Below are 1597 nucleotides of genomic sequence, written 5' to 3'. Positions count from 1 at the left end.
CTAAGTGTATAATTTTTTGCGGTAAGTTGAATAAATAATTAAAAAGCTCAAGTCCTTTGAATTTGGACTTGAGCTAAAACAAAAAGACCAGTAGTCTGATGTTAAGAACAAAAACACATTAGAAGCTGGTCTTTTATGGAATCTATTATAACTGATATCGTGAAAATTATTAAGTCTGAAAATAATGTTATTGCTCGTGAAAAGGCATTAATGTGCTATTTCTTTAATCTAATTAGAGAATTAATGAAACTAGCGCTAGAAGAAGTTGATGCTGGTTTAGTTGAGGAGACTAAAAAGCAAGGCTATCAGATTGAAAAGAGAAATAAGCGTTCAGTTGTAACTGTCTTTGGAGAGATTAGCTATTGGCGCAGGAGATATATTTGTCCAGGCAAAAAGGCTAAATACCCGCTGGATGAGCTGATGGGCTATGACAAGTATAAGCGTTATAGTGTTTTAGCAGTGAAGGATGTTTTACAGGTTAGTGCTGTGGCAACTTACCGTAACACTGCTTTGGCAGTTAATACCCTTTCTTGTTTTAACATTAGTCATAGTCAAGTTGGCAAACTGATAGTTCAAGCAGGCAAACTGATTAAAAACCAACAACAGTCGGAAGAAAGATACGATGGCATTACCCCAAGGAAAAAGGTGCCAGTACTTTATCTTGAAGGCGATGGTGTTGTGATTAAGGGCACCAAGAAACGGCTAGAGTTTCATCGCTATCAAGTCTGTGAGGATATTATTAATTTAAGCCAAAAGCGCAGGAAGAGAGTTCAGGCCAAAGAGTTTGTTTCTTTAAGCCGCTTGGATGCTTTGCAAGAAATTAAAACCTATTTAGCTAATACCTATGACTTAAGCGATACTTTAATCATCAGTAATGCCGATGGCGGTGCCGGTTATGCCAAGAAAGATTTTGATGAAATAGTTGGTTATTGCCGGCAGCACGAACACTTCTTGGATGTCTTTCACTTGAATAAAAAAATTAAGGACCGTCTAAGCTTTATGCCAGCTATGCAAGGCAAATTGATCAGCGCAGTTGAGTTTAAATATGACCGTCACTTAACTGATGTAATTTTAGACACGATTGAAAGCAATCTGATTGATGAACTGAATACGCCAGAAAATCATGAAAACCTAAAGCTTCTGCGCAGCTATCTTCATCGTCGCTGGGCGGATATAAAACCATTCAAAATGCGTCATTTGTCGGTAATTAAAGCAATTGGCTGCTGTGAAAGCAATCATCGCAAATATACCTATCGCGTCAAAGGGCAAGGAAAATACTGGTCAGAAGATGGTGCCGAAGGAATCTTGCGTGTACTGACTTGTATCAAAAACAATGAACTGGAATACTGGCTTAGCAGTGAGTTCGCTGGTGGACAGCTGGATATTGGTGATCAGGAAGAATTGAAAGGTGCAGTTCGTGCTAGTCTAAGAAAGATGCATGAAACCCATCTGGGCATTCATCATGGAATAATTGAAAGTTTAACGGCAGGTCATAGCTATTTGAATGATTTCGGTAGGAAAATAAATCAGATAAATATTTAAGAAATTAAGGTTAGACTAATGGTTCACAACCTACCGCAAAAATATTGACACTTAC

General features: G+C 37.9%; 1 protein-coding gene. It reads left to right on the top strand.

The genetic code is table 11. The annotated features are described in order from the left end of the window. Nucleotides 1-135: 135 nt before the first annotated feature. Nucleotides 136-1542, top strand: a complete 1407-nt coding sequence (locus tag CP352_RS10700) for an ISLre2-like element ISLcr1 family transposase (RefSeq protein WP_089147021.1) — start codon at nt 136-138, stop codon at nt 1540-1542. Nucleotides 1543-1597 lie beyond the last annotated feature (55 nt).

This window comes from Lactobacillus sp. UMNPBX1 (genome assembly GCF_002554085.1).
Lineage (GTDB): Bacteria > Bacillota > Bacilli > Lactobacillales > Lactobacillaceae > Lactobacillus > Lactobacillus crispatus.
Note: the sequence above shows the minus strand (reverse complement) of the source record. Positions and strands in the feature narration are given on the sequence as shown.

Excerpts from the sequence above, each read along its gene's own strand:
- CP352_RS10700 (WP_089147021.1), top strand. The coding sequence starts at position 136 with ATGGAATCTATTATAACTGATATCGTGAAAATTATTAAGTCTGAAAAT.